Genomic DNA, 22848 nt, shown 5'->3' on the forward strand with positions numbered 1-22848 from the left:
GGAATTAGACGTGACTGAATTGGATTTTTGTTCACATTTTTGTAAAAAAAATGAACTTTTTTCATATTTCTCTTTTTTTACAAAAAAAGCTTGCCGACTTTAGTCTAAACTTCGACTTAATCAGCAAGCTTTTTCACTCATTAAAAATATAATAATGCCACTTTCTCTTTTGCTTCTAAGTTTTGAATCATTGCGTACCAGGATTCTGGTTTATTTGATAGAACGGTATAATAACGCTTCAAAAATTTCACTATTAAATCTGTTTGCAGCTCATTCATTTCTCCATCCATTGGGAGAAAACATAGGTCCAAACCTGATACAGCTTCACCATCATTATTCCAAGACGGGTGAACATATGTGAAATCAAGACGCTTGTAGCCAAGATGTGACAACACTTCACGACGAACATAAGGATCCATCGGCTTAACGCCGCCAAATTCATAATGATCGACATGATATGGATCATAGATTTCAGCAAACATCCCCATTAATTTCTTACCATTCGCAGATGCTAATTCATTCAGGTCTTCTAGTCGTTTATTAGCTAAAAAGGGCCCGATTCCCAAACCAGCTTGGCCGATAATGGTAAAATCAGTCATTGCCACATTAAAATCTTCATAATAACGGTACTCAGTTGCACCCACTACTTTTCCTTCATGAACAGCTACAAAAACACGGATACCCGGATCTTCTAACGGTTCTTTCCAAAGATCAAATTCTAGTACTTCTTCTGGGGGAAAAACATCTTGCATTAATTGATGCATTTGTTTAAATAACGGGTCGTTGATATTGGTTATTCTACTATATTCCATTGGATCATCCCCTTTTCTTTATTTTGAATGGGAAAACGGATTTTTCCATTCCATTAGAGTCCCATAATTATAGGATTCTTCATCTTCTAAATAGTTTGCTACTACCCTTACAGGGGTACGGCCGCAACGGAGGAGAAAAGTGATAACTGGATCCTTCAGCTCCCCTTTTACCACAGCATCAATATATTGTTCTGGTGTCATTTCATTTGCATGTCTGTGATACCCTGGCATTCTACCTCCACCAAGTAATCTTTCCAACCCCAAATGAACAACCACATCATACATAGAAAACATCAGCCACTTGCCTAATCCCAATTTTCGAAAAGCTGGACGGACACCTATATCTACAACGTATAAGGTATTCCCTTCAGGGTTGTGATTCCGGATATAACCATTATCCGTTATTTCTTCCCAGGAATGTTCTGGATGTTGAGGATCAAATTCGACAAGAAGTCCAGTCATAGACCCAGCTATTTCACCATCCACTTCGATACATAAAGCTCCCTGTGGAAAAAGAGTCACATGATTATTTAGTTGCTCTTCATTCCACCATAGTTCAGATGGAAATGGAGGAGGAAAGCTTTCCTGTTGAATACGAATTAAGTCAGGAAAGTCCTTCTTTTCATAATTTCTGATGACAACAGGAACAGGTTTGTCTTGGTCGAAAACGAAAAATTCTTTTCGATACATGAGGATTCCCCCATTTCATTGTATAGATCAGCTTATTTTGTTTCCCAATCTGTGTAAAGATCTGTGCGTCGGTCCCGCCATGTGGTCACCGATCCTTTTTCACGAACTTGATATAATAGCTCTAAATTCAAGTCAGCTGTAACGATCATATCCTGATTAATCTCTCCTTCTACCAAAATCCCTTTTGGAGGGAATGGAATGTCATTTGGTGTGATGACAACTGCCTGGCCAAAATTGGCACGCATGAAATCAACGGTTGGCAGCGCACCGACCGTACCAGTTGTGACAACATAGACTTGATTTTCGATGGCTCTTGCATGACTTGTGTAACGAACACGGTGAAAGCCGTGGCGATCGTCTGTACATGATGGACAGAAAATGACATCTGCTCCTTTCGCCTTTGCCATTCGAACGATTTCTGGAAATTCAATGTCATAGCACGTTAACATAGCGATTTTCCCTTTTTCAGTCTCGAAAACTTCCAGACCGTCTCCGGGACTCATATTCCACTCATGTACCTCTGTTGGAGTAATATGCAGTTTTGCTTGTTCTACCACTCTTCCATCTGGATAAAACATATGTGCAACGTTATAAAGGCGTTCACCTTTACGGATCACGTGTGTTCCACCTATAATGTGCATCTTATATTGTTTGGCCAGTTCAATAAATAATGACCGGTATTGATCGGTATAATCAGGTAGTTCTTGGATGGTTAATGCTTCCCCTTTATCGTTGCCTATTGACATAAGCTGTGTTGTAAAAAATTCAGGGAAAATGATAAAATCGGATCCAAATTCTTCTGCTGTTTTGATATAATGCTCCACTTGGTCTGCAAACTCTTTAAAAGAGCTAATTGTATGAAGTTGATATTGAACCGCTGATACTCTCATTTGCATATAATCCCCTTCTTTCTATTTGTAATAATCATTTAATCTTATTATTAGCGAAATGAAAATTTTGAACAAGTACGCACTTTTTCATTACATAGTGTAAAAAACTATACTGTAAATTTATATAGTTTCCCCTACCTTATTTTATTAGTATAAAATAATCTTCTCTTTTTCATACTAAAAGGAAGAATTACCATTACACTTTTTCTAAAGTGAACAAATGGCAGCTTATATCAGTGGAGGATGTTTATGTTTTGGAAAAAGGGTAAAAGCATTGCTAATGATAGTAGTTACACACAACAACCTGTGCAAAGGAAGATATCACTAGACTCTCTAAAACAGGTTTTAGACAATATGGACGATGTAGAGATAATCGAACGCACTACACTTAACGATCAAAAAGTTGTCTTAATCTATTTTAGAACCTTAATTGACCAGGATCGTTTGAATGAATCGATAATAGAACCTGTTATCCAAAGTCCACATGCGATGATTTACGAAAGCATAGCCACACCTAAAGTAATGAAGATCCAATCACTTGAAGCGGCACAGAAATTACTCCTCACCGGTGCTGTACTTCTGAATGATTGTATCCAAGAACAATGGTTGGTCATTCCTCTTCCTAACGAATTAAGTAGGGGGATTGAAACCTCTGAAACAGAAACAATTTTATACGGTGCAAAAGATAGTTTCACTGAACAATTAGATCCAAATATCACCCTCATACGCAGAAGACTTCCTATTACTGAATTAAAAACAGAGAAATATAAAGTAGGTTCATTAAGTGAAACAACGGTTGTCCTAATGTACATAGACGGGTTAACCAATCCTGAATTTATATCAATAGCAAGAAAGAAAATCTCTGAAATTAACTTTGATTTATTTTTCGATTCATCCCAGGTAGCGGCATTTATGGAGGAACATCAACACAGTATTTTTCCACAATTCCAACAAACTGACCGCCCAGATGTTTGTGCTTATTCCTTAGGGCTCGGTAAATTAACTATCTTGGTAGAGAACACACCGTTTGTATTAGTTGCACCAATCACCTTTTTTCACCTTTTCCAATCACCTGAGGATTATATTAATCGTTGGCCGGTTGCAAGTTTTTTAAGAGCTATTCGATATTTAAGCTTTTTTCTGTCCGTCACACTGATACCATTTTATGTTGCACTATCAACCCACCATTATCAAATGATTCCCTTACAAATACTATTTGTTTTAGTGGAATCTAGAAGTAAACTACCTTTTACACCATTTTGGGAAGCATTACTGATGTTAACTATTCTTGAAATCATAAAAGAAGCGAGTTTACGGATGCCGACCAAATCAAGTCAAACCTTAGGGGTGATTGGTGGTATAGTTATCGGTCAAGCAGCGGTTCAAGCGGGTTTTGCGAGCAAAGTATTAATTGTATTAGTTTGTATTTCAACCATCTCCTCATTTTTAGTACCAAACTATTTGATGACGAAGGCAAATACACTCATTCAATTTGGTTTTCTTCTCCTTTCATCCTTTTTTGGTGTTTATGGCATTGCCATGGGAGCTGTTGCCATTTTGGCACATCTAAATGGTCTTACTTCCTTAAAACAACCCTATTTTTCACCAATCGCTCCATTTTACTGGAAGGACTGGATCGATCTCTTTATTAGAGGGCCTTTAACAAACATGAAATCTCGTCCGGATCATTTACACCCTTTACAGAAATGGAGATACAAACGAAGGATGTGATTCAAAGTTGACCACATTTTCCTTATTTGATAAATCATCTAAATTTGACGGAATCTATGCCTTTTTCATCGTCAACCGTTTCCAAATGCTTTACCTATTTTTTTTAATGCCTACCTACCTATTACACCCGTTTATGATTTGGGGAATTGTTGCAATGGCAATCTTTTCCCAACTCAATATAAGGCTGTTATGCAAATGGCTAGAATCAAATTATGCTAAAAAGGGATATCAAGGTTTTGTAGAGCTTTTTGGTGTTCGAATGGTAAGGCTTTTGACTTTTATAGGCCTTATATTGATACTAATCAAAATAACGGTGATCACACTCGGATACTTAGAAGTTATTCATGATTTTATTTTCCCAGCAATGAATTCAAATTGGATTATTTTTTTCATTCTTCTTACGAGCTCCTATGTTGCTTCACTAGGAATGAAGAATACCATACGGTTTGTGGTAATTGTTTTTTTATGTGTTTTTTGGATGATTTTTTTATATTATCCCTTTTTTATTCCACCAATCGCTGCATTACATGATTTGTATCCCTTGATACCAACAAATTGGACAACTGATTCATGGAAAGGATTGTTACTCATTTGGGCTTCATATTCAGGACCAGAGTATTTAATCTGTTTAATTCCTTGGATCAAACCACAACAAAAAATGCGAAAATATTTAACCTATGCGAATGCTCTTTCTACTTCAGAGTATTTGCTATTGTTTATTGCGAGTTTATTCTTTTTCGGTTCAAATTATTTAAGTAAAAGTAAATACCCTATTATTCATATGATTCGATACTTACAATCTCCCCTGTTTGAACGACTGGATATTATCCTGATTTCACTACATATGTTTTTATTGGTGTTTGCTATATCAATTTTCTTGTTATGTATATATGGGGCTACAAGAATCATCCTAAAAAAAACAAGTACCCAACCTTCACGTATGGGTTTTGCTGTCACTTGTATTATGTTATTTCTCTGCTTTGTAATTGTGAATAATTGGATTTGGTCCATTGAAACGGAACAGAATATTCTCCTGAATATTCAAATTTGGTTAAGTGGAATAACTTACTTTATCGTCCCAACATTCTTGCTCTTATTGACAAAGCTAAAAGGGCGTGTAAAAGCATGAGACGAAAGAAAATGCTTATAGTTTGGGGAATCTTTGTTTCATTAGTCATGATTCCAGGATGTGCCCCATTTGTTGAGAACAACACAATTGAAGATATTGCCCCTGTCACTTTTTGGTCAATTAGTAAAGGCGAAAAAGGAAAAATAAAAATGAGTACATTAGTCCCTCCATTAGTAAATGAGCCAAAAAGCTTATTAACACTAGAAGTTGATCTTCTTAAACAGGGAGGAAAAGACTTTAATTTAAGATATTATCGTGAATTGAAGGTTGGACAACTCCGTATGTTTTTAATTCATGAGGAATTAGCGAAACAAGGGATTATTCAGATGATTAACACGCTATTGACAGACTATGATATTTCGCAACGATTGTATTTAGTAATCGTTAAAGGTAATTTTGACGAATATATTAACAGACAAGCAAAGAAGCAAGAAAACCTTGATTATTACCTGTATCGAATGCTAAGACACTATGAGAGAAAAAAACAAGGTGAAATGACCATTGTCAATTTGCATGAATATAAAAATAAGCTGTTTTCACCATTTTCAGATCCCGTTCTTCCTGTTTTCAAAGTAGCGAAAGATAACTTTACTTACGAGGGGACTGCTTTTTTTAACAATGATAAATTAATAGAAACGGTCACAAGTACCGAAGATCAAATATTTCAACTTCTTGACAATGATCACTATTTGAAGTTTTTTCCAATATCCAAATTAGATGTGGTTATTGGACATATACGCTCAAGAGTAAATGTGGATTTAGATAAAAATCTTTCCCTAGTTACAATAAACGTGAAACTAAATGGAAGAATTGAGGAATATCAAGGTAATAAAAATATCCTCAACGGAAATGAACTGATGCAGCTTAATAAGGAAATTGAATCTGAATTAGAAATGAAAACTACGGACCTCATAAAAAAAATGCAAGAGCTTAAGGTGGATCCTCTTCAAATCGGGACACACACCCTTAGCCCCTTTTCCAAACCCATCAACGAAAAGGTATGGTTAGCCGCATGGGGAAAAATGAAAATAAAAGTTAATTATCAGCTTTATTTTGAGACATTACAAAATACTAAAAATAATTATTAAATTATCATGAAAAGAGGTTGACCCCCTTAGCCGGAGTCAACCTTAGATTACCAGTTAAAATTTACCTAATCGACTCTTGTCTTACTAAAGGATTCAACCCAGCAGTTTCCATATAATCTTTTCCCCAGTTATACATAGCATCGAGAATCGGCATCAAGCTTCTTCCTTGTTCAGTAAGGGAGTATTCTACTTTTGGAGGAACCACGGGATAGACTTCGCGTTTTACAATCAAGTCATCTTCCAGTTCTCGCAATTGATTAACTAGCATTCTCTGCGTGATCCCTGGCATAAGAGCTTTCAGTTCACCAAATCGCTTCGTTCCCTCTTTTCCTAGATGCCATAATATAAGCATCTTCCATTTACCACCGATAACGGAAAGAGTTAATTCTTTTTCACAATTAAACATCTTATCCTGCATTCGCGACATTTCACATCACCTCCATATTTATTATAACCCACAGTATACTTTTTTCACTATATAAAATAAAAGTCTGTACTTGTAATATCCTTCCATACATTATATATTAGCAATGAATATATAATACTAATCTGCTGTTCAAGAAAGGAGTTAAAGAATGATGGAACAATTTAAAGCATTGATGGTAGATAAAAATGAAAACGATTTTTCTGTTCAAGTCAAAAATATTAACTTAAATGAGTTACCTCAAGGTGATGTTTTAATCAAGGTTTCTTATTCTGCGATTAACTATAAAGACGGTTTAGCTAGTATTCCGAATGGAAAAATCGTCACAACCTATCCCTTTATTCCAGGTATTGATTTAGCAGGGGTAGTCGTATCCTCTCAAGACCCACGTTTCCGTGAAGGGGACGAAGTCATTGCAACAAGCTATGAAATTGGGGTATCCCATTATGGTGGTTATAGTGAATTTGCCCGAATTCCTGGTGATTGGATTGTCCAATTACCAAAAAATTTAACGTTGAAAGAATCAATGATTTTGGGGACAGCAGGTATTACTGCAGCCCTCTCCATTCAAAAGTTAGAAAATAACGGTTTAACAACAGAAAAAGGCAAAGTTCTTGTTACAGGAGCAACTGGCGGCGTAGGTAGTTTAGCTGTTTCCATGCTTTCAAAAAGAGGATACGAAGTAGTCGCTAGTACGGGTAAAAATTCTGAGCATACATTTTTACATAAGCTCGGTGCAAAAGAGATTATTTCTCGTGAAGATGTCTTTAACGGTAAAATTAAAACTCTTGATAAACAAATTTGGGCTGCAGCTGTTGATCCAGTCGGAGGAGAGACACTTGCTTCCATCTTAAGTAAAATCCAATATAATGGTTCAGTTGCGGTCAGTGGCTTAACTGGTGGAGGAAGCGTTCCAACCACTGTATTTCCCTTTATTTTACGTGGCATAAACCTTCTCGGAATTGATTCTGTTTATTGTCCAATGGATGTTCGGCAAGAACTATGGAATCGCATGGCAACCGATTTAAAACCTTCTACTCTTTCTGAAATTGTACAGAAAGAAATTACACTAGAAGAATTACCTGAAACCTTGCCTACTATTTTAAAAGGACAAGCAAGAGGTAGAATCATCGTAAAGATATAAAAAAACATAAGAGAGGGATTCAAAGTCTCTCTCTTATGATCTTACCTTCTTAACACGACAACATTTTTTATTTGATCTAAAGTGATCACCATGTCAGTCATTCCAACAAACAACCCATTCTCAACGACTCCCGGTATCATGTTAAGCATTCGTTCTAACCTCTCAGGCTGAACGTGCTCAGGAATTTGGCAGTCAAAAATATAGTTCCCATTATCAGTAATAAACGGAGTTTCACCGTTTAATCGAATTTCCGGGACTAAACCAATGGCTCTAATATTTTTTTCCGTCATTTCATAACCGAACGTAATAACTTCTACAGGCAGTCGAAACGCACCTAATTTCTCCACCATTTTAGATGAATCCGCTACAACAATAAATATTTTAGCTGCTCTCGCTATGATTTTCTCTCTTAAAAGTGCGCCGCCACCACCTTTGATCAGTTCTAATTCTGAATTGACTTCATCTGCTCCATCAATAGCAATATCTATACTTTCTATTTCACTAAAGCTTGTAAGTGGAATGCCTAATTCTTTAGCCAATTCTTCCGTTTGAACAGAAGTTGGAATACCTTTAATGGAAAGGCCTTCCTTCACTAGCTGACCAAGCTTTTGTATGGTATAAAAAACTGTCGAACCCGTACCAAGCCCCACAACCATGCCATCTTTAACAAACTCTGCTGCTTTTTCACCGACTATTTTTTTATCAACCATTTTAACACCCATTATAAATAGGTCCTTTCTTTTTCATAAAGCATAATTATCATTGATCTAATTCTTTGCCAAACTTTCGTGATCAGTGGCAGAGGGAGGTTGTTCCATCCATCCCTTTTCTATTAATAGATTTATACCATCTTCAGCAATTAAGGCAATTTCGGTATTCATTCGTGCGTAATCTGCCGTTAAGTCTCTTCTTTGTCCCATTGATAATGCCTCACTGTAATAAGCAATTGCTGCAGAAAGCAGTGTCGCTATATGAAATAGCATAAGTTTATCTGAAAAGGGTGGAACTGTTGAATCTGTTACTTCTGTTTCAAATAACTTTGGAACATGAAGATTCTCCTCTTTTAACATTGAACTTAGAATATCAAAGTGTTTAATACAAAGCTTACGAGCACGGTCCATATAATCTCGTACCTCTTTAGATTGACAAACTTGACTGAATCCTAACTCCAATACCATTTTCACCATTGTTTTCTGCATATTAAGATGCACACCACTGATTTCAATTGCGTTAATAGGTCTACGTTTCCCGAACCAACCAGTTAAATAATTTTGCTTCCTAACAAAATCAATCTTTTGTTGATTGTTTAAAGTAGGAGGTTTGTTAATAATTCCCTTATTTAAGGAAACACTAGTTACCCTATCATATAGTTCCAATGTTTGCGAAGTACATTCAATAAAGTATTTTCTTACATCCTCTCGTATACAAACACTAGTGGCACCAGCATATCTCGTCAAACCATGAATTGTCATAATATGTAAATAAACAATCTTAAATGTATCAGTAAATAAACTAGGAGCGTCTACTGTGACATCTTCGTCTGTAAAGCCTATTGGAATTGGAAGATTTTCTAAGGATAAGAATTGCTTCGTTTTTTCTAAATGAGTTTCTGATAATTCTAAGGCAAAGTCCAGTAAATCGCGAATATCTTCATCCTTTACATCATGTAACATATAGCGAAGAATACATCGTGACAAACTGTCATTAACATATTGTGACCAAATAACAGCATGTTCTGATGCATTAATTTTAGTATGGTGATTAACTTGTTCCATTTTATCATCCCTCCTAGCTATTACAGATTAGGATAACCATTTACATTAATTTTATTTGTTAAATGTTCCTGGCAAGATAATAGAAGCAGAGGTTAAATAGGGAATTCATAACGTTTGAGATTCCCTATTTAACTTTTCTAAAAAACATACTCCAAAAAAATTTTCTATCATTTTAATGGTTATTTCGGAAACTAGTGAGATCTCTCAATATGAGCACTTAAAATGTCTTCTGTTGTGATTTCAAGTAATTTCTCCAGGAACCTTATTGTTCCTATTATATTTTCCTCCGTTTTAACATTTTCCATTTTCTTATCAGCTATCAAATCATTAAGAACTTTTCTGAAAGCATTGCTTTTTATTAGCCACTCTCCAATCAGTTCCTTTGTTGCAGATCTTTCAAATTCATTTTTCACAGCAAATAAACTTTCTCTTTTTGTTTCTATTATAGTAATAGCATTTAAATCAGAATTCATACGCATCTTAAAATATCTCTTTTCACTATTATAATAATTTTCATTTCTTAACCGAAAATACTCTACACCTATAGTGATTTCGTAATAAGAAGCTGGCTCTGTAACATATTGAATGTCTTTCACTTCAACATTTTTCAATAGATCTAGATAAGTTTCTATACCATACTGAGTATTTATCATTTTTGCATCCAATACATTCATGAACTTCACATCCTTTTCTACCATCATATTCATTGTTTTCATTACCATTTCACAAATAATGAGCTATTTTTCTTCACCTATTTTTATTGACTCTTTTTCTATTAAATGTGACAGATGTAATTCTGTTAGTTTTTTTCAACAACATGTCCACCAAATTCGTTTCTTAATGCAGCTACCACTTTACCTGTAAAAGTATCGCTGTCTAATGAACGGTAACGCATCAAAAGAGACATTGCAATAACAGGAGTGGCTGCTTGTAAATCTAAAGCTGTTTCAACTGTCCATTTCCCTTCACCAGAAGAGTGCATAATCCCTTTAATTTCATCTAGCTTTGCATCTTTTGAAAATGCACGTTCAGTCAACTCCATGAGCCATGAACGAATAACTGAGCCGTTATTCCACACTCTAGCCACTTTTTCGTAGTCAAAATCGAACTTGCTTTTTTCTAATACCTCGAATCCTTCACCAATCGCTGCCATCATACCGTATTCAATTCCATTGTGAACCATTTTTAAGAAATGACCGCTCCCTGCTTTACCAGCATAGATAAATCCGTTTTCGACAGCTGTATCCTTGAAAATAGGTTCCACGATGTTCCAGGCTTCAGGGTCTCCACCAATCATATAACATGCTCCATTACGAGCACCTTCCATTCCACCAGAAGTACCGGCATCCATAAAGTGAATTCCTACTTCCTTTAGCTGGTTATATCGGCGAATGGATTCCTTATAGTGAGAATTTCCAGCTTCAATTACGATATCTCCAGTGCCTAATAATGGTATCATTTCATCTATTACTGAATCTACCACAGCATGCGGAACCATAATCCATACAACTCTTGGTTTTTCTAATGATTCAACAAGTTCTTTTAAATCAGATGTACCTTGAGCACCATATTTCTTCATTTCTTCAACGGCACTTCCATTTACATCAAAAGCTACTACTTCGTGCTTGTTATCAATTAAATTTTGACCTAAGTTTAATCCCATTTTTCCTAAACCAATTAATCCAACTTTCATGTTCATTTCCTCCTTAATAATCTAAAAATATTCTTCATCTTTTATTACTACCACCATTTATATCCTTCCTCTGCCAATAATTGATGGGAAGCATCTGGTCCCATTGACCCGGATGGATATAATTGAAGGGGAATTGTATTTTCCTCAAAAGCCTCTAAGATAGGCTGTACCCATTTCCAAGACAACTCCACTTCTTTCCAATGTGCAAAGAATGTAGAGTCGCCACGCATTGCATCGTAAATTAAAAGCTCATACGCTTCAGGAACATCTGCTTGCTTAGCAGAAAAATCAACATTGACTGGTTCGATTTTTCCATTGTTTAATGGGTTTTTACTATTTAATTGTAATGAAACACTTTCGTTTGGATTGATTTCAATCACTAAAAGATTTGGCGCAGTTTCTTCTTCTTGAGTCCTATACAAATCCTTTAAAGTATTTTTGAATTCAATCACAATTCGGGTGGATTTCTCTGTCATTCTTTTTCCTGTACGGATATAGAAAGGAACCCCTCTCCAAAAATCATCATCCACATATAGACGGGCAGCCACAAATGTGTCATTAAAAGAAGAAGGAGCAACTTCAGGTTCTCCTGTATACCCAACAACTGGTTTACCTTGGATTGCACCAGGACCATATTGACCTCGAATCACATGATTCACCACATCCTCTTTCTTTAATGGACGAAGTGATTCTATTACTTTTCTCTTTTTATTGCGGATCTCTTCTGCACTAATTTGTTTTGGCAGCTGCATTGCTGTCATCATCAAGATTTGCAGCATATGATTTTGAAACATGTCGCGAATAGCCCCAGCTTGATCATAATAACCAGCTCTCTCTTCAACCCCAACTGTTTCGCTTGCAGTAATTTGCACATTTGCAATGTATTGGTTGTTCCATAATGCTTGAAGCACTGGATTTGCAAATCCTAAAGCTTCCAGGTTTTGTACCATCGGCTTTCCAAGATAGTGGTCGATGCGAAAAATTTCTTCTTCATCAAAAGCTTTACTTAGTTTATCATTTAATTCTTGAGCTGATTTTAAGTCATGTCCAAACGGTTTTTCGATAATTAGACGTTTCCAACCTTTAGTAGAACCTAGACCACTCTCTTTAATGTTGAAAGCAATCACATTAAAAAACTCTGGAGCAACAGATAGGTAGAACATACGATTTTCTGGAATATTCAATTCTTCTTCACGTTGTTTAACGAGTTCAAGTAATCCTTTATATCCTTCAGCCTTGGTAGCATCTACATGGCTATACCGAAAGGCACTGATAAACACTTCAAGGTTGGAATCGTCATTTAGTGATCGTCTAGAAAATGTTTTTAAGGAATCTTCCACATGGTTTTGGAAATCAGTATCTGATAAATCTCCTCTGCCCACCCCAATAATTGAGATGGGCACAGGTAATTTTTGATCCAAAAATAAATTATATAGAGCCGGGAAGATTTTTCTTTTTGCTAAGTCCCCTGTCGCCCCAAATAAGACAAATGTCATTGCCTCCATTTTACATACCTCCAAAATTAAAAATTTCACTTATGCCTTTCTTAAAAAACTACTATAACTCTTGCTAGCCAATCCCTGGCTTAGCCATATTTTTATTTGAACCTGCTTGGACCGTAATAATGATGTCCCTAAAATGCGAATGACCACATTTTGGACAATAACCATTATTCGATGTGAAGGTTAGGCATCTTGAACAAACTTTGTAATGCTTTGCATGTAACCCGAACATACTATTCACCCTTTCAATGTAGTAAACTGATTGCGGAAGATCAGATGACTGATCAAAAACCACAGTATTTCGTGAATCCAATGTTGCAACAAGATGTAAGTATAATACCTACATTTTTTTAATGGAAGTACGCACTTTTTATTTAAATAGTGATAAAAAAATAACATACTAACAAAATGTATACTATAGGAAATAAACTCATTTATTTTTGTGTTAAATAAGTAAGAAAAGCGCAAGCGCCTTGGTCAGCCCCGACAGGCAAATGTTCTTCTGCAAGAAAAGTCGCTCTTTGACTTTTATTGCAGAAGGTTATTTGACCCGAGGGGCTAGGCGCTGGAGCTGGACAATTCTCAAAGTCGAATTTTATACTTTCCTATAAAGTTAAAAAGCCAGGGTGAGCATCCTCTCCCTGGCCACAAAAATATATTTGATATAAATTTGTTGAGTATAGTATTCTTTATGTGTTGAATCTTTTGGCGTAAGCCCCACATGGCATTTGCCTTAAATGATAAGGCAGTTACCCCATCATCTACCAGCCCATTTTGCGCTAATATCATTTCTAATATCATTTCTAATCCCATTGCTACAATAGCCGCTCCTACTGTTAAAAGAAAATAATCAAAAAATTTATTCATTCACTCCCCCAGCTAGAAATGTCTTTATTAATAAGAGATTTTTATAAACAACATCAACAATGACAATTTGGGCAATTATCAAGCAACTTATAAGAAAATAGGCCATACGCAATGGTGCATTGTTTCTTTTAAAGTTAATAGTAAGACTATATAAGCGTTTGTCTTATAGTATACTTTTTAACACTATGTAAAATAAAAGTACGTACTTTTAATGTTGAATCATACGTTGTATACTTGCAATTGTTCAGTGAAAGGACATAATATCCCTTATTGCTGGCAGGTACAGATAATGCACTATAAGGATAATATTACTGTAAAAGTATTATTACCCTTTGGGAACATTATCACTGTACACCAATAAAAAAATTATAGGAGTGAATATAGATGGAATTACAATTAGCATTAGATTTAGTCAATATCCCAGAAGCAATTCAGTTGGTAAAAGAAGTGGAGGAACATATTGATATCGTTGAAATCGGTACACCGGTTGTAATTAACGAAGGTCTTCATGCTGTAAATGCAGTTAAAAAAGCATTCCCTAACTTAAAGGTATTAGCAGACCTAAAAATCATGGATGCAGCTGGTTATGAAGTAATGAAAGCTTCTGAAGCAGGTGCAGATATCGTCACAATTCTTGGTACTGCTGAAGATATGTCTATTAAAGGTGCTGTTGAAGAAGCGAAAAAACAAGGTAAAAAAATCCTTGTTGATATGATTGCTGTTAAAGACCTTGCTGGACGTGCAAAAGAAGTGGACGCTATGGGCGTTGATTATATTTGTGTGCATACTGGCTACGATCTTCAAGCAGTTGGAAAGAACTCTTTTGAAGATTTACAAACCATCAAAGGTGTTGTAAAAAATGCTAAAACTGCAATCGCAGGTGGTATTAAGTTAGACACACTTCCAGAAGTCATCAAAGTACAACCAGACCTTGTCATTGTAGGTGGCGGGATTACTGGACAAGCTGATAAAAAAGCTGCTGCTGCCAAAATGCAACAAATGATTAATCAAGGGTAATTCAGATCATGAATACAACTCAATACCTAGCTGAAATCATAAAAGAGTTAAATCGCTCCGTAGATTTAATTTCGAATGATGAAGCTGAAAAATTAGTTAATGGGATTCTTGAATCAAAAAAAATCTTTGTTGCAGGCGCAGGTAGATCTGGATTTATGGCCAAATCATTTGCCATGCGAATGATGCACATGGGGATAGATGCCTATGTGATTGGCGAAACAGTAACCCCTAACTTTGAAAAAGATGACATCTTAATCATTGGATCAGGTTCAGGAGAAACAAAAGGTTTAGTTTCCATGGCTGAGAAAGCAAAAAGCATCGGTGGGACGATTGCAGCTGTAACCATTTTCCCTGAGTCCACTATTGGACAATTAGCGGATATCACAATTAAGTTGCCTGGCTCACCTAAAGATCAGTCGGAGAGTGATTTTAAGACGATTCAACCAATGGGCTCATTATTTGAGCAAACACTTTTACTATTTTACGACGCTGTGATTCTTCGGTTCATGGAGAAAAAAGGTTTGGATACCAATAAAATGTACGGTAGACACGCGAACTTAGAATAAATATATTATTCCTCGAGTTCTAAATAGGAAAGACCGCAAGCTGTTTCCATGCAAGATTGCGGTCTTTCTGTTAGAATGAACTACTTCAATTTGTAATAATTTTAGGAGTGATAAAATGATTTCTTTAAATGGAAAAACGGCCATCGTTACTGGCGCAGGTAGAGGCATTGGACGTGCTACTGCTATCGCCTTAGCAAAAGAAGGCGTTCATTTAGGCTTAATCGGCTTAAATATGTCTAATCTAGAAAAGGTAGCTGCTGAACTAGCACAATTTGATGTAAAGGTTTCTGCAGCAACAGCAGATGTGACCGATCTTGAATCCGTTACCCATGCTGTTGAACATATCAAATCAGACTTAGGCCCAATTGATATCCTAATTAACAATGCTGGTGTTGCGAAATTTGGTGGCTTCCTTGACCTAACACCAGAAGAATGGGAAAAAATCATCCAAGTCAATTTAATGGGTGTGTATAATGTAACAAGAGCAGTATTACCAGGAATGATCGAAAGAAAATCAGGAGATATCATCAATATCTCATCATCTGCTGGCCAAAAAGGTGCGCCTGTTACAAGTGCTTACAGTGCTTCAAAATTCGCTGTCTTAGGACTAACCGAATCACTTATGCTAGAAGTAAGAAAACATAATGTCCGTGTTACTGCTTTAACTCCAAGTACGGTCGTTACAGATTTAGCCATTGATACAAATCTTGTTAAAGGCACTGAAGAAAACGTTATGCACCCAGAAGACCTTGCAGAATTAGTCGTGGCTAGTTTAAAATTTAATCCAAGAGTATTCGTTAAAACAGCTGGATTATGGTCAACAAATCCATCATAAAACAAAGCAGATCCCTTAGGGTCTGCTTTGTTACTTGTTACAGCGATATTCATATGTATTAGTGATACATGGACATTACTCTCTCTAAATTTGAGGATTTTTTAAATGTTTAATATATCTTGCATTAAATGTTTAGGGCTTCATTTTTTGTTTTTTTATTAAATGTGATGATAAAAGAGGTTCCTTGATTTAGTTTACTTTTAACATTTATCGTTCCCTTATGGTTCTGAATAATTTTATAGCTGACCATTAGGCCTAATCCATTTCCATTAAGTTTGGTAGTAAAAAAAGGTTCCCCCAATCTCTTAACCTGTTCCTCCCCTATTCCTACCCCTTCATCCTTGATTTTAATTAAAATATGATGAGCAGTTGAATCAATGGAAACATAAATATTACCACCAGTAGGCATCGCCTCAATGGAATTTTTAATTAAATTTATAAAAACCTGTTTTAATTTTTTTCCTATTAGTTCTTCCCTTGTATATTTATATAAATCGCAAAACTTTTCATTCACATAAGAAATTCTATCGTTTCGATCGGTAATTGAAAAAATGGTAGCTTCATTTAGTGCTTTCTGCAAATCTGCGAACTCTCTTAGAGTAATTTTTAAATCTAGATTGGACTCATCTAAAGCAAATTTGGTGTATGTTAACTCCTCATTGTAGCAATTCAGAAGTGTCTTGGAGATAAGCTGGTACAAATATTCAAGTATCTTAATTGAATCAAAAATGTATTTATACCGATTTTTTTATTAATCAAATTATACTTTTACGAACGGTTTATAAGTTTCAATTTTATATTAAGCCCCTTTTAATGAATCATGTCGATGATTCATCGTTTCATCCCAAATGAGAGGGACTTTTTTTACAGTACCCTCTGTATTAGTAAACTTTTGAGGCAAAAAGCATATTTGAATATAAATTTCAGCATAATATAGATAACCATGAATAGCTCTAAGTGATGAGGTGATTATATGTCCTTCAAACAAAAGTTCTTAAAAAATAAAAATGAGAAACAAGCAAAAGGTCCTCAAGATATTAACCATTTATTTACTAAAGCAAAAAAATCCAGTGATTTTGGTCAACTTTCACTTATAAATAAAGCAGGACATTTCATCCTTTCTTACTACAACACACTAATTGATCGAGAACAATTTCAGTGCAAAGTATTACATATTTTTCAAGAACCATCTTTTGATATTGATCACCTAAAGAACATTGAGGATATTAGGAATACGATTCCCATTGAAGATATTTTGATTACAGACAACATCGAAGTGATCGAATCGAAATTCCTTAAAGGGTACGCTATTCTGCAAATGAAAGAAAATGATTATAAGTGTGCTTTAATTAATTTATCCAATGAAAAAGTTGGGTTGCGTGAGCAAAATAACGTAGAAAATGAGTTCAGCGTCATAGGACCTCAAATCGGATTTGTTGAAAATGTCGATATCAATATACATTTACTAAGGGAGCAAATCAATACACCTAATTTAATTATCCAAGACATTCACATAGGGTCTATGTCACATACTAAAGTCATCATTGCTTATATTGAAGGGATTACAAATGAGCAGCATATTCAAACGATGACTCAACGATTACAAAATATCGATTTTGATGTGGTTTTTGATTCTTCTCAGCTTCATCAAATCATAACCGATAATTCCTTAACACCTTTTCCGCTACTTCTATCAACGGAACGTATTGATAGAACGGTTTTTGCTTTGATTAGTGGACAAGTAGCTGTTTTTAGTAATGGATCGGCTTATGCCGTCACGGGCCCCTCCACATTACTGGATTTTTTTGTTTCGCCAGAAGATTACTATTTACCTTGGATTATTGCGTCTTTTTTTCGTTTGATACGTATCTTTAGTGTGCTATTCTCAATTTTTGCAACCTCTATTTACATAGGAGTTTTGACATATCACTATGAAATGATTCCAAAAGTGTTACTCGGTCCTCTTAGCTTTTCACGTCATAACGTTCCGTTTACACCGGTATTAGAAGTACTTTTTTTGGAATTGACGATTGAACTTTTACGTGAAGCTGGAGCACGGTTACCTACTAAGGTGGGACAAACGCTGGGAATCGTAGGTGGCATCGTAATAGGCCAGGCCTCCGTTGAAGCAGCACTTACAAGCAATGTGTTGCTTATTATTGTTGCCTTATCTGCTTTGGCTTCTTTTACTACACCGATTTATAAAATGTCGAACACCATACGCTTTTTACGTTTTCCTTTGATTATATTAGCATCCATATGGGGTGGATTAGGAATTGTTTTAGGAATAAGCTTTTTAATCGTTCATCTGACACGTTTAGAATCATTGGGTACACCCTATACCGTTCCCTTATATCCATTTAGGCGTAAAGATTTTGCGGATAGCTTAATACGTTCGTCCTATAATGCCACTTCAAAAAGACCAAGTTTTTTACGTCCTCAATCACTTTGGAGATATCATCCAAGTGATCAGATCAAAAAGAAAAACGATTTTGATGATTGATTAGAAAATAATAGACGAGGTGAGCTATGAACTCACGTTTTTTCTTTGCGATTAGCTTCATTGTCTTCCTAACTGGGTGTGAGAATGAAAGGATTATTGATCAAGTTCAGATTATCGAATCGATTGGTTATGATCAGCATGAGGATGAAATCAAGGGAACGGCTATCTATCCTACGTTCACAGAAAAAGGACAAACCAAATTAAATATCTTGACGACAAAATCTGCTTCGTATGATGATATCCTCCCGAGATTGAATACAAAGTCTTCGCATCCAATCGAAATAGGCCAATTACGTTTAGTATTGTTCGGCAAGATGTTTGCGGAACAAGGGATTAATCCGGTTATAGAAAGCCTTAAACGGGATCCGGCTGTAGGAAGTCGAATGCAGCTCGGTATAGCCGAACATACAGCAGAGGATATATTAATATCAGGTAAAAATACAAACCTTCCCTTCCATTTAAGCGATAAAATTAATCAGAATATACAGAATGGAAATTTGCCCAAAATGAATTTACACCTATTTTTAGAAAACTTTTACAATAAAGGCAAAGATCCATATTTGCCTTACTTTACCATAGAGGAGGGAAGAGCCCACATTAATGGGTTAGCTTTATTTAAGAATGGCAAGTATATAAATCATATTAATTTAAACCAGTCATTTATTGTAAAAATGCTTATTGACGGAGCCAAAAATGGACGCTATCACATCAAAATCTATGAAAATAAAAAGGATGGTTTTATTTCATTAAAAAGTCTGGATGCAAAAGCTCATTATACAATTAGTCAAACCGATCAAGTTCCGAACATATCTATCGATTTAACGATGAATACTCAGATAAAAGATGTCTCGCCTTGGCTTAATGTAACCGTAAATAAAGATATCCTAAAAATGGAAAATCTTATGAATAAACACTTTAATGAAGAAGTCCAGCAATTAATCTCGTTGTTTCAAGAATACCAAGTAGATCCAATCGGGTTTGGAGACATGGTTAGAGCAAAATCAAGAAAGTGGAATTATAGCCGGTTTCAGGATATGTATCCCCATATCAAAACTACAGTCAATACAAAGGTGAATATTATACAAACTGGTGTCGGGGAGTAAGGATTTCATTTTTAAAGAGGAGGGGAATAATGTGCAAACTTTAACCGATGAACGATTTTTAGTATCTCCTTTTTTCGTTTTCTTTCTGATTTACTCTAATATTATTGGTGTGGGAATCATGAGTTTTCAAAGAGATATTATAAAGAGTGCCGGTTACGATGCATGGATTTCCGTCCTATTATCCGGTATAAGCATTCATGTTTTAGTTTGGATGATATATCGCATTCTTACAATTGCTAATAACGATATCATTTATATCCATCAATTTTGCTTTGGGAAATGGATTGGCGGGTTATTAAACGTTTTTATCATCATCTATTTTCTTGTAGTGGCATTGATTGTTTTCCGTGTTTATATTGAGGTTGTTCAAGTTTGGATGTTTCCTTTAATGAAGACATGGCAAATAAGCGTGATTTTTCTATTCCTTCTTTATTACATTGTTTCCAGTGGGTTTCGTGTGATTACCGGGGTGTGTTTCTGGGGAACAGTTATACCTATTGTTTTTCTGTTTCCCCTTTTATTCTTTTCCTTAGAATTTGCCCAATTCAATCATTTACTGCCTCTTTTTAATCACTCGGTTAAGGAAATATTAGGATCATCTAAAACGATGGGGTTTCAGTTTCTTGGCTTTGAGACTCTACTCATGTTCTATCCATTTATCAAGAATCCTGAAAAATCAAAAAAATGGGCTCATTTCGGGGTTTTGTTTACAATCTTCCTATACCTTTCCATAACAATCATTACTTTTGTTTTCTATAATGAAGAGCATCTCAAACATACGATTTGGCCGACCTTAACTTTACTTAAAATTGCGGAAATGCCTTTCATAGAAAGAGTTGAATATATTGTCGTTTCCTTATGGTTCCTTGTCGTATTGCCTCATATTAGCCAGCATCTATGGGCAGTCTGCCGCGGACTTAAAAAGTTAGTAAATATCAAACAACGTATCAGCTTATTCATTTGCCTCTTTTTATTCTTTTTGTTCTCTAATGTATTAGAGAGCCATAAACAGATAGAACGATTAGCTGATTTATACTCATCTGTCGGCTTCTATTTTATATATTTGTATATCCCTTTTCTCTTTTTAACGATTAACATTAAACAAAAACTAACTAAATAGGGTTTTGATGCGAGAATCATTCGATAAGGATATTAAATTTCCCCGATAAAAAAACTGTATGGAATAAATTCTACACAGTTTTTTTGAAATTCCTATTAGATTGTCAGCAACTCCAACAAGAGTCCTTTTTTAAAGTAAATTTTCAAATAATATCCAATGGCATTTTCCTAGTAGGTTTAGGAAATACTTGATCAATTCTACTGAGATCTTCTTCAGTAAACTCAATTGTTGCTGCTTCAGCATTTGCTAATACATGTTCATCTTGAACCGCTTTTGGAATAGCGATGACGTTATTCGAACGGATGGTCCAAGCAAGAGCGATTTGTAATGGTTGGACATTGTATTTATCAGCAATATCATGAATAACTGGATCGTTTAAAAGCTGTCCTCTTAAAGAGCCTCCTTGAGCAAGTGGACTGTAGGCCATGATTGGCATTTTATGTTCACGCTGCCATGGTAAGAGATCGAAGTCGATTCCTCTTGAACCTAAATGGTATAGCACTTGGTTCGTCACACAATTTTTTCCATTCGTAGTGTTCCATAGCTCTTCCATATCAACCGTGTCAAAATTAGAGACGCCCCATCTTAAAATTTTCCTTTCTTCACGTAGTTTTTCCATTCCTTCAATTGTTTCCTCTAAAGGAACTCGTCCTCTCCAGTGGAGAAGATATAAGTCCAAGTGGTCTGTTCCGAGTCGTTTTAAGCTGTTTTCACATGCTTTTGAAATCTTATCTAAACCTGCATGATGGGGATACACTTTTGAGACTAAAAAGACTTCATTTCTGCGTCCTTTAATGGCTTCGCCAACTAAGCGTTCAGAGTCGCCATTTCCGTACATTTCAGCAGTGTCAATAAGTTTCATACCCAATTCTAAGCCGAGCTGCAAGGCTTTTATTTCTTTGTCTCTCACTTGGGGATTTTCCCCCATGTACCATGTTCCTTGTCCTAAACTAGGTAAAGAAGTGCCATCAGGCAAGGTTACCACGTGTTTGGCTAATGCATTTTTAATTTCCGCTCTTTTCTTTTCATCCATTAGGCTCGACCCTTTCTTTTATGTATTTGGGTATCATAGAAGTAGAATGTTAACGTGTCTTCGTATAAAAGTGAGGATGGTCTATAAGTGTTACACTTTGAGTCATCCTCACCACTTCTATTCTAAATCAATTTATCAATCGACTTTGATATCAAATGGATTAGATCAGATGAGCTCCTCCATCGATAAGAACCGATGTGCCAGTTGTAAACCCATTTTTCACTAGGTAAACATAGGTTTCTGCTATATCTTTAGGTTGAGCAACACGTCTGACAGGTAATTGCTTAGCAATCCCATGGTACATATCTTGTCTTTGATCTTCTGGCATTCCGCCGTAAAGAGGAGTGTCTACGATACCAGGTGATACCACGTTAACTCTGATAGGTGCCAGGTCTATTGAAAGTCCTCGTACTAATCCATCGATTGCTGAATTAATGGAAGCTAGAGTCGTTGCACCTTGAGGAGGACGCACACCATATACACCAGAAGTTAATGTAATAGAACTTTCATTATTCAAGTATGGAAGAGCAAAACGAACCGAAATATACTGCCCCCAGAACTTACTATCAAAAGCCTCTCTTACGGTTGCAACAGGCAGTTCGCTGAAGTGCCCCATTGCGCCTTCACCTGCAGTAACCACCAGGTGATCAAATTTTCCAACCTTCTTGAAAAAGTCTGCAACCTTTTCCTCGCTGCGAAAGTCGATTTCATAGCCCTCTACGTTACCACCAAGCTTCACTTTTGCGTCAGATAATTTTGAAGCAGAACGGCTAGCAATAATGACTTGAGCGGATTCATCGAGAAACGCCTTAGCAGCGGCTAAACCAATACCAGATGTACCTCCTAAAACAACCACTCTTTTTCCTTTTAATGACAACGTCATAACCACCTTTATTCATATATTTGTATAACCAACTTGCGGATTC

23 protein-coding genes are annotated in these 22848 nt (G+C 35.8%); 10 read left to right on the plus strand and 13 right to left on the minus strand.

The window, feature by feature from the left end:
• Nucleotides 1–140: 140 nt before the first annotated feature.
• From AA0X95_RS19705 to AA0X95_RS19715, 3 genes are read right to left on the minus strand one after another with little or no spacing between them, the layout of a single operon-like run.
• A complete protein-coding gene (locus tag AA0X95_RS19705; protein WP_413300839.1) occupies nt 141–812 on the minus strand; it encodes a GNAT family N-acetyltransferase in 672 nt (223 codons plus the stop codon).
• Between the two features lie 18 nt (nt 813–830).
• Nucleotides 831–1502: a GNAT family N-acetyltransferase gene (locus AA0X95_RS19710; RefSeq protein ID WP_413300841.1), complete on the minus strand. Its 672-nt coding sequence runs from the start codon at nt 1500–1502 to the stop codon at nt 831–833.
• Between the two features lie 32 nt (nt 1503–1534).
• Entirely contained in the window at nt 1535–2398 is an 864-nt protein-coding gene (locus tag AA0X95_RS19715; protein WP_413300843.1) for a carbon-nitrogen hydrolase family protein, read from the minus strand.
• Between the two features lie 243 nt (nt 2399–2641).
• Between AA0X95_RS19715 and AA0X95_RS19720 the strand changes: the two genes are divergently transcribed.
• Genes AA0X95_RS19720 through AA0X95_RS19730 form a run of 3 tightly spaced genes read left to right on the plus strand, consistent with a single transcriptional unit; the run spans nt 2642 to nt 6340 of the window.
• On the plus strand, nt 2642–4123 hold the full coding sequence (locus AA0X95_RS19720) for a spore germination protein (RefSeq protein WP_413300845.1): 1482 nt from the start codon (nt 2642–2644) through the stop codon (nt 4121–4123).
• Nucleotides 4124–4130: 7 nt separating this feature from the next.
• Nucleotides 4131–5252, plus strand: a complete 1122-nt coding sequence (locus AA0X95_RS19725) for a GerAB/ArcD/ProY family transporter (RefSeq protein ID WP_413300847.1) — start codon at nt 4131–4133, stop codon at nt 5250–5252.
• The gene (locus AA0X95_RS19730; protein ID WP_413300849.1) at nt 5249–6340 is read left to right on the plus strand and encodes a Ger(x)C family spore germination protein; all 1092 of its coding nucleotides are present in this window, start codon (nt 5249–5251) and stop codon (nt 6338–6340) included. Before AA0X95_RS19725 ends, AA0X95_RS19730 begins: the two co-directional genes overlap by 4 nt.
• Before the next feature lie 61 nt (nt 6341–6401).
• On the opposite strand, the gene AA0X95_RS19735 is transcribed toward AA0X95_RS19730, so the two are convergent.
• Nucleotides 6402–6767, minus strand: a complete 366-nt coding sequence (locus AA0X95_RS19735; RefSeq protein ID WP_413300851.1) for a winged helix-turn-helix transcriptional regulator — start codon at nt 6765–6767, stop codon at nt 6402–6404.
• A 148-nt stretch (nt 6768–6915) separates the two neighbouring features.
• Between AA0X95_RS19735 and AA0X95_RS19740 the strand changes: the two genes are divergently transcribed.
• Complete coding sequence (locus AA0X95_RS19740) at nt 6916–7908, plus strand: NADPH:quinone oxidoreductase family protein (RefSeq protein ID WP_413300853.1); 993 nt, start codon at nt 6916–6918, stop codon at nt 7906–7908.
• A 41-nt stretch (nt 7909–7949) separates the two neighbouring features.
• On the opposite strand, the gene rpiA is transcribed toward AA0X95_RS19740, so the two are convergent.
• The 6 genes from rpiA to AA0X95_RS19770 all read right to left on the minus strand — a co-directional run bounded on the left by rpiA (nt 7950) and on the right by AA0X95_RS19770 (nt 13745).
• Nucleotides 7950–8618 (minus strand): ribose-5-phosphate isomerase RpiA, encoded by a 669-nt coding sequence (rpiA, locus tag AA0X95_RS19745; RefSeq protein ID WP_413300855.1) that lies wholly within the window; start codon nt 8616–8618, stop codon nt 7950–7952.
• 57 nt (nt 8619–8675) lie between these two features.
• On the minus strand, nt 8676–9683 hold the full coding sequence (locus AA0X95_RS19750; protein WP_413300857.1) for a DUF3231 family protein: 1008 nt from the start codon (nt 9681–9683) through the stop codon (nt 8676–8678).
• A 191-nt stretch (nt 9684–9874) separates the two neighbouring features.
• Nucleotides 9875–10357, minus strand: coding sequence for a hypothetical protein (locus tag AA0X95_RS19755; RefSeq protein ID WP_413300859.1), 483 nt, complete (start codon nt 10355–10357; stop codon nt 9875–9877).
• 125 nt (nt 10358–10482) lie between these two features.
• Entirely contained in the window at nt 10483–11376 is an 894-nt protein-coding gene (gene gnd, locus AA0X95_RS19760) for a phosphogluconate dehydrogenase (NAD(+)-dependent, decarboxylating) (RefSeq protein ID WP_413300861.1), read from the minus strand.
• A gap of 47 nt (nt 11377–11423) precedes the next feature.
• Nucleotides 11424–12881, minus strand: coding sequence for a glucose-6-phosphate dehydrogenase (gene zwf, locus AA0X95_RS19765; RefSeq protein ID WP_413300863.1), 1458 nt, complete (start codon nt 12879–12881; stop codon nt 11424–11426).
• Nucleotides 12882–13460: 579 nt separating this feature from the next.
• Nucleotides 13461–13745 carry a hypothetical protein gene (locus AA0X95_RS19770; RefSeq protein ID WP_413300864.1) on the minus strand — a complete coding sequence of 95 codons (285 nt, stop codon included), beginning with the start codon at nt 13743–13745 and terminating at the stop codon, nt 13461–13463.
• Between the two features lie 384 nt (nt 13746–14129).
• On the opposite strand from AA0X95_RS19770, the gene hxlA reads away from it, so the two are divergent.
• From hxlA to AA0X95_RS19785, 3 genes are all read left to right on the plus strand, one after another.
• Entirely contained in the window at nt 14130–14762 is a 633-nt protein-coding gene (hxlA, locus tag AA0X95_RS19775; protein ID WP_413300866.1) for a 3-hexulose-6-phosphate synthase, read from the plus strand.
• An 8-nt stretch (nt 14763–14770) separates the two neighbouring features.
• A complete protein-coding gene (hxlB, locus tag AA0X95_RS19780) occupies nt 14771–15328 on the plus strand; it encodes a 6-phospho-3-hexuloisomerase (RefSeq protein WP_133370873.1) in 558 nt (185 codons plus the stop codon).
• A gap of 115 nt (nt 15329–15443) precedes the next feature.
• Entirely contained in the window at nt 15444–16163 is a 720-nt protein-coding gene (locus tag AA0X95_RS19785; protein ID WP_413300869.1) for a 3-ketoacyl-ACP reductase, read from the plus strand.
• Nucleotides 16164–16287: 124 nt separating this feature from the next.
• On the opposite strand, the gene AA0X95_RS19790 is transcribed toward AA0X95_RS19785, so the two are convergent.
• On the minus strand, nt 16288–16743 hold the full coding sequence (locus AA0X95_RS19790) for an ATP-binding protein (RefSeq protein ID WP_413300871.1): 456 nt from the start codon (nt 16741–16743) through the stop codon (nt 16288–16290).
• A 393-nt stretch (nt 16744–17136) separates the two neighbouring features.
• Between AA0X95_RS19790 and AA0X95_RS19795 the strand changes: the two genes are divergently transcribed.
• Genes AA0X95_RS19795 through AA0X95_RS19805 form a run of 3 tightly spaced genes read left to right on the plus strand, consistent with a single transcriptional unit; the run spans nt 17137 to nt 20889 of the window.
• Nucleotides 17137–18666: a spore germination protein gene (locus AA0X95_RS19795; protein ID WP_413300873.1), complete on the plus strand. Its 1530-nt coding sequence runs from the start codon at nt 17137–17139 to the stop codon at nt 18664–18666.
• A gap of 26 nt (nt 18667–18692) precedes the next feature.
• The gene (locus AA0X95_RS19800; protein ID WP_413300875.1) at nt 18693–19769 is read left to right on the plus strand and encodes a Ger(x)C family spore germination protein; all 1077 of its coding nucleotides are present in this window, start codon (nt 18693–18695) and stop codon (nt 19767–19769) included.
• A 31-nt stretch (nt 19770–19800) separates the two neighbouring features.
• Complete coding sequence (locus AA0X95_RS19805; RefSeq protein WP_413300877.1) at nt 19801–20889, plus strand: GerAB/ArcD/ProY family transporter; 1089 nt, start codon at nt 19801–19803, stop codon at nt 20887–20889.
• 142 nt (nt 20890–21031) lie between these two features.
• Here the strand turns inward: AA0X95_RS19805 and AA0X95_RS19810 are convergent, their stop codons facing one another.
• Both AA0X95_RS19810 and AA0X95_RS19815 read right to left on the minus strand, forming a co-directional pair.
• Nucleotides 21032–21922: an aldo/keto reductase gene (locus AA0X95_RS19810; RefSeq protein WP_413300879.1), complete on the minus strand. Its 891-nt coding sequence runs from the start codon at nt 21920–21922 to the stop codon at nt 21032–21034.
• A 160-nt stretch (nt 21923–22082) separates the two neighbouring features.
• Nucleotides 22083–22799: an SDR family oxidoreductase gene (locus AA0X95_RS19815; protein WP_413300881.1), complete on the minus strand. Its 717-nt coding sequence runs from the start codon at nt 22797–22799 to the stop codon at nt 22083–22085.
• Nucleotides 22800–22848 lie beyond the last annotated feature (49 nt).

Origin of the sequence: Neobacillus phoenicis (genome assembly GCF_047302305.1) — a bacterium.
Lineage (GTDB): Bacteria > Bacillota > Bacilli > Bacillales > Cytobacillaceae > Neobacillus.